Source organism: Mesorhizobium sp. M7A.F.Ca.US.005.03.2.1 (assembly GCF_003997795.1).
Lineage (GTDB): Bacteria > Pseudomonadota > Alphaproteobacteria > Rhizobiales > Rhizobiaceae > Mesorhizobium > Mesorhizobium ciceri.
Genome location: NZ_RZRP01000412.1, coordinates 1 through 5,507, shown reverse-complemented (window position 1 = coordinate 5,507; position 5,507 = coordinate 1). Strand labels below are relative to the sequence as shown.

The window sequence follows — 5,507 nt, the reverse complement described above, 5'->3', positions numbered from 1 at the left end:
GACTTGCGGAGAATCGGAGCCGATGCGAACCTCGCCGCAACATGGCTCGCGCGCGTTCTGATTCTCCGCCTCTCTTTGAGATCATCGAGAAGCCCGACTTCTCCTTCGAGACGAAGGCGATGGCGGAGGGCCTGTGGCCGGTCGCCGGGATGGACGAGGCAGGCCGCGGCCCCCTGGCCGGGCCGGTGGTCGCCGCAGCGGTGGTGCTCGATCCCGCCAACATTCCCGACGGCCTCGACGATTCCAAACGCCTCAGCCATTTGCAGCGTGAGGCCCTGTTCCTGCGCATTCTCGGCTCCGCACAGGCGGTCTCGATGGCCTCCATCAGCGCCGAGGGCATCGACGGCAGCAACATCCTCAAGGCAAGCCTGGAAGCCATGCGGCGCGCGCTGGTAGGGCTGTCGGTCCGGCCGAAGCTTGCGCTTGCCGATGGACGCGACGTGCCGCCGGGACTGCCTTGTGAAGGGCGCGCGCTGATCAAGGGCGACCAGCGTTCGCAGTCGATCGCCGCCGCCTCGATCGTCGCCAAGGTGATGCGCGACCGCATGATGTGCGGCTGCGGCAACCATCACGACCGCTACGGGTTCGAAGTCCATATGGGCTACGCCACGGTTCGCCATCGCACCGCGATCGAAGCGCATGGCCCGGTGGCGCGGCTGCACCGCGTGTCGTTTGCGCCATTCCGGCTGGGTGGGGCCGAGGTGGACGTGGTGGAAGAAGAGAGCTTCGCCGGGCTGGATTGAGCGACGACGACGACAAGCCAATCTCCCCCTTGTGGGGGAGATGTCCGGTAGGAGAGAGGGGGGCGCTGTCCCGCCGGCCTCTCAATCGATTGCAGTTATGCCCTCAGGCTTGTCCCGATAGACCTTAGGACAACAAAGGTTAGCGTTCCTTCACGCCCCCCCTCTGCCCTGCCGGGCATCTCCCCCACGAGGGGGGAGATTGGCAGCTTCAGCGCCGCAACAAAAAAGCCGCCGGGTTGCCCGGGCGGCTTTCGATGACTGGCTAGACGAACCGCCTAATTCAGCTTCGACTTCACGTCCGCGAGCGAAGCCTTGAACAGATCTGCACCGGCCTTGGCGTCGATCTTGCCGGCAAGCAGCGCGCGTGCTGCCTCGACGGCGATGTCGACGGCGCTGGCGCGCACTTCGCTGATGGCATCACGCTCGGCCTGACCGATCTTCTGTTCGGCAAGCGCGGTGCGCCTGACGACATAGTCCTCGGTCTTCTTATGCGCGTCGGCGGCAAGCATGTCGGCTTCGCGCTTGGCGGCAGCGACGATGTCGGCGGCCTCCTGCTCGGCTTCCTTGCGCTTGCGCTGGTACTGGCCGAGCAGCTGCTGGGCCTCCTCGCGCAGCCGGCGCGCTTCGTCCAGTTCATTGCTGATCCTGGCGGCACGGGCGTCGAGCGCCTTGGCGATCATGCCAGGCACCTTGATGTAGACGGCAACGCCGAGGAAGATGATCAGGGCTATCGTGGCCCAGAGCGTCGCGAGAGATGTGTAATCCATGATGCGCTCCTCACCGGGCCACGGATTTGACCGCGGCCGCGATCTCGGCCTTGCTGGCCTTGCCGCCAACCAGAGCCTCGACGATCGCCGAAGCGGTGTCCTCGGCGATGCTGCCGACTTCCTTCATGGCATTGGCCTTGATGGAAGAAATGCGGGCTTCGGCTTCGCCAAGCTTCGCGTCGAGCGCAGCCTCGACCTTCTTGCGAGCGGTGTCGGCCTCGGCCTTGGCAGCGTCGTTGGCCTGCTGGCCGATGGCGTTGGCCTTGGTCTTGGCTTCCGCCAGTTCCTGCTCGTAGGCAGCAACGGCGGCGTCGGCCTCGCCCTTCAACCTGGCCGCCTGGTCGAGGTCCTGCGTGATGCGATCGTTGCGGACATCGATGATGCCGCCGACGCGCGGCATCACCACCCGCTTCAGGAAGAGATAGAACAGCCCGAAGGTGATCGCCAGCCACAGAAGCTGCGACGGGAACGTCGCCGGATCGAATGGCGGAAACGTGCCATGCGCTTCAGCAGGCACGCTGGTGCCGGAATGCGTGTCGCCTTCCGTCGCAGCGTGGCTGGTATCGGCTGATGGCGCGGACTCTTGCGCAAAGGCAGATGTCACGAACATGGACTATCCCCGAAATTCAGGCCCGCCGCTTGCGCGGCCGGCCTGTCCAATCTTCCCGAGTGCTCAGCCGAACAGGGCCAGAAGCGCGATGAGAAGCGAGAAGATGCCCAGAGCTTCGGTCACGGCAAAGCCGAAGATCAGACGGCCGAACTGGCCATCGGCGGCCGAAGGGTTGCGCAGTGCGCCCGCCAGGTAGCTGCCGAAGATGTTGCCGAGGCCAATGCCCGCGCCACCCATGCCCAGGCAAGCGATGCCGGCGCCGATGTACTTTGCTGCTTCTGCGTCCATTTGTTCAACTCCTTTGGATCTAAAATTCCGTTGCGATTCCATCCGGCGCCAATGTTGGAAATCTTTGGGCCGGAAACTTTTGGACCTAGTGCCCTGGATGCAGGGCGTCGTTGAGATACATGCAGGTCAACACGGCAAAGACGTAGGCCTGCAGGAAGGCGACCAGCAGTTCCAGTGCCGTCAGCGCCACCGCCATCGCCAGAGGCAGGATCGAGCCGGCGACGCCAACCGCGCCGAGCGCGCTCAGGCTGACGACGAAGCCGGAGAACACTTTCAGCGTGATGTGGCCGGCGAGCATGTTGGCGAACAGACGAACCGAGAGGCTGACCGGGCGCGACACGAAGGAGATCACTTCGATCAGCACCACGAGAGGCAGCAGGAAGACCGGCACGCCGTGCGGCACGAACAGTTTCAGGAAGCCAAGACCATGCTTCATGAAGCCGTAGACGACCACGGTTGCGATCACCAGCACGGCAAGGCCGAAGGTGACGATGATGTGGCTGGTGACGGTGAAGAAATAGGGGAACAGGCCAAGCAGATTGGCGACGAGCACGAACATGAACAGCGAGAACACGAGAGGGAAGAACTTCATGCCCTGCGTGCCGGCGGCGTCGCGCAACATGTTGCCGACAAACTCGTACGCCATCTCGGAGACCGACTGAAGCCGCCCGGGAACCAGGCTGCGGCTCGACGTCGTGAGAAACAGGAATCCAGCCGCGACGATCACGGTTGCGACCATGAACAGCGCCGAATTGGTGAAAGACAGGTCATAGCTGCCGATGTCGATCGGAATCAGCTTGTTGATATGGAACTGGTGGATCGGATCGACCTTGTCAGCTGCCACGTTCAAACCCCGTCAATGCCGCGTACGGCCTCGTTACCATTACCGCACATGGTGCGCGGTCATTTCTTGTCGTCTTGGCCACGGCGCGATTTATCGCCCTGTCCAAATTCTGCCACGACGCCGGCGGAACGCATCACATTGAGCACTCCGGCGCCAAAACCAAGCAGCAGAAACACGATCAGACCCCATGGCGATGTCCCCGCCAAACGGTCGATGACCCAGCCGATGCCGGCACCCACCACCACCCCGGCGATAAACTCGCTGGAGAGTTTGAGCGCCTGACCATAACCGGCCACACTGCCCGCTTTCGCGTCGTCTTTCCCCTCGAGCCGGCCCGGCCGCCTTGTCGCAAGCGAAGCTTCAAGGTCACGGCGGCGGCGCTCAAGATCGTCGTCGCGGATGTCGGGTTCATGCTGATTGCCGCGGCCGGTTTCTCCGGTTCCGTCTGGCCCATTCTTGTCGGCCATCGCAACCCCCCTGCCCGGTCAGACCGTCACCGTCCGTCCGCTTCTAAAGTCGCCGGCAACATAGTTAGAGGGTTTGCGCCCGTCAAGCCACGGGCGGAAGTTCATTGCCATGTATTTTAGGCAATGAAATCAATGAATTACGAAGGTGCGACATCGTGCCCGCCAGGATGACGAGGATGCATGGCGCGAATCCCCCGCGCAATGGCTCTTTGATCGGCTGCGCGCCACATCAAGGATCAGCGGCTGCTCCGCACTCAGCTCCAGCCGCCGCCATAGGTCCGATAGAAGATATGCAGGCCGATCTTGGTCATCTTCTGCATCGTGCGCGCCCAGCCGGGATGGACATATTGGGCATAGTAGTGGGTCGACGATCCGACTTCCGGAATGAAGATCTTGCCGGCGGTGACGGCCATGGCGATCTCCTGGGCGGTCTTGTAGGCGGCTGGGCTATCGATGCGCTTCTTCCTGCCGTCGCAGGCGAAGGAGAACTGGCAACGGTTGAACCAGCTGTCGTTCTGGTAGACGACGCCGCAGATCGAATTCGGATAGGTCGGATTGCGGACGCGGTTGAGGATGACCTGGGCGACAGCGGCCTGGCCGCGCACGGATTCGCTCCTCGCCTCGAAATAGATTCCGTTGGCAAGGCATGCCTGCTCCTTCTTGGAGAAGACACTCGCCGGCAGCGGGTTCTGGATCCACGAATGATCGCCCTTGGCCATCGGCGGAATGAAGCGGCCCTCATTGGGCTGCTCGTCCTGAAGCAGGGCCTCGAAGGGCGATGCCTTGGCATAGTCCGGCTCGGATTGCGCATAGGCGGTGGCCAGCACATCCGGATGGTCGTTGTTGACCAGCGCCGCCAGCATGGCCGGCATGCCGGGATCCGGCTTCTTGTCCTCGCGCACATGGAATGCGGCGGCGATCTGGATTTCCTTGCCTTTGATCTGCGGCTTGGCGAAAGCCATTTTCAGGCCGCTGTCCATGCTGGGTCGCAGCAAGGAGGACGTGCGCTCGAAGATCGAGCCGGCGTTGAAGTTCTTTGGCGGTGCGACGGGAGACATCTGGACGATGCGCCCTTTCTTCTCGGCGCGCACCACGCGGTCCTCATCGGGTGTGGCGCTGACCTTGCCGCCCTTGCCGCGAAACGACACCTTGCCGACACCGGCCAGATGGACGCCCGATCCGGAAATGGAGCCGGTGACATCGGAATCGACAAAGGGCATCTCAGCCGCATGGGTCGAGCCGGCAACGGATTTCTCGACATAGGAATTCCAGCGCGTGCTCGATGCTTCGAGGCCGGAAACGAGGCTCGTCATGTCCTGATAGGCGGCGACGGTCGGAAAGCCGATCCAGATGCCGAAACCGATGACGAGCGGACCCAAAAAGCCACGTTTTCTCTCACCGGCGGCGGCAACCAGCCGCTTCAACACACGTCGATGCACGGAACTCTCTCCAGGAACGCTACAGACCCCACTGGAGAGCAAAATGATGCATTAACCTTGATGGGACGTTAACGGATTCGATCGGGTTTTCCCGGTCGGCCCGAGGTCGTGGTTGCGAAGTCGGGCGATTTTGCGGCCGACCATTCAGGCCGGACGCAGGAAGATCGGCCGGGCGATCAGCGCGCAGATGGCGGCCGCCAGCCAGACGCCGGACCAGGACCAGAGGTGCAAGAGCCCCGGAATGGCCACCGGCACCAGGAAGAAGCCGACGAAAACAAAGGTGTTGGCAAGGCTGAGCGCGGTTCCGACATGGCCGGCGCCGGCAAGGGTGGCAAGCTCGGTGTAGGCG

7 protein-coding genes and 1 pseudogene are annotated in these 5,507 nt (G+C 62.9%); 1 reads left to right on the top strand and 7 read right to left on the bottom strand.

The features are described 5' to 3' along the window. Positions 1-41: 41 nt before the first annotated feature. Positions 42-743, top strand: a complete 702-nt coding sequence (locus EN991_RS21530; protein ID WP_027164182.1) for a ribonuclease HII — start codon at positions 42-44, stop codon at positions 741-743. 275 nt (positions 744-1,018) lie between these two features. Here the strand turns inward: EN991_RS21530 and EN991_RS21525 are convergent, their stop codons facing one another. The 7 genes and pseudogenes from EN991_RS21525 to EN991_RS21495 all read right to left on the bottom strand — a co-directional run. Further along, the gene (locus EN991_RS21525; protein ID WP_013532841.1) at positions 1,019-1,510 is read right to left on the bottom strand and encodes a F0F1 ATP synthase subunit B; all 492 of its coding nucleotides are present in this window, start codon (positions 1,508-1,510) and stop codon (positions 1,019-1,021) included. A gap of 10 nt (positions 1,511-1,520) precedes the next feature. Then, positions 1,521-2,120 carry a F0F1 ATP synthase subunit B gene (locus EN991_RS21520; RefSeq protein WP_013532842.1) on the bottom strand — a complete coding sequence of 200 codons (600 nt, stop codon included), beginning with the start codon at positions 2,118-2,120 and terminating at the stop codon, positions 1,521-1,523. Between the two features lie 63 nt (positions 2,121-2,183). Continuing rightward, a complete protein-coding gene (locus EN991_RS21515; RefSeq protein WP_006206606.1) occupies positions 2,184-2,408 on the bottom strand; it encodes a F0F1 ATP synthase subunit C in 225 nt (74 codons plus the stop codon). Between the two features lie 85 nt (positions 2,409-2,493). After that, positions 2,494-3,252 carry a F0F1 ATP synthase subunit A gene (locus tag EN991_RS21510; protein ID WP_127369506.1) on the bottom strand — a complete coding sequence of 253 codons (759 nt, stop codon included), beginning with the start codon at positions 3,250-3,252 and terminating at the stop codon, positions 2,494-2,496. Between the two features lie 59 nt (positions 3,253-3,311). Next, the gene (locus EN991_RS21505) at positions 3,312-3,719 is read right to left on the bottom strand and encodes an AtpZ/AtpI family protein (RefSeq protein ID WP_013532844.1); all 408 of its coding nucleotides are present in this window, start codon (positions 3,717-3,719) and stop codon (positions 3,312-3,314) included. Positions 3,720-3,973: 254 nt separating this feature from the next. After that, entirely contained in the window at positions 3,974-5,158 is a 1,185-nt protein-coding gene (locus tag EN991_RS21500) for a cell wall hydrolase (RefSeq protein ID WP_127369505.1), read from the bottom strand. Positions 5,159-5,302: 144 nt separating this feature from the next. Then, positions 5,303-5,507, bottom strand: a pseudogene (locus EN991_RS21495) (MFS transporter); the annotation flags it as partial.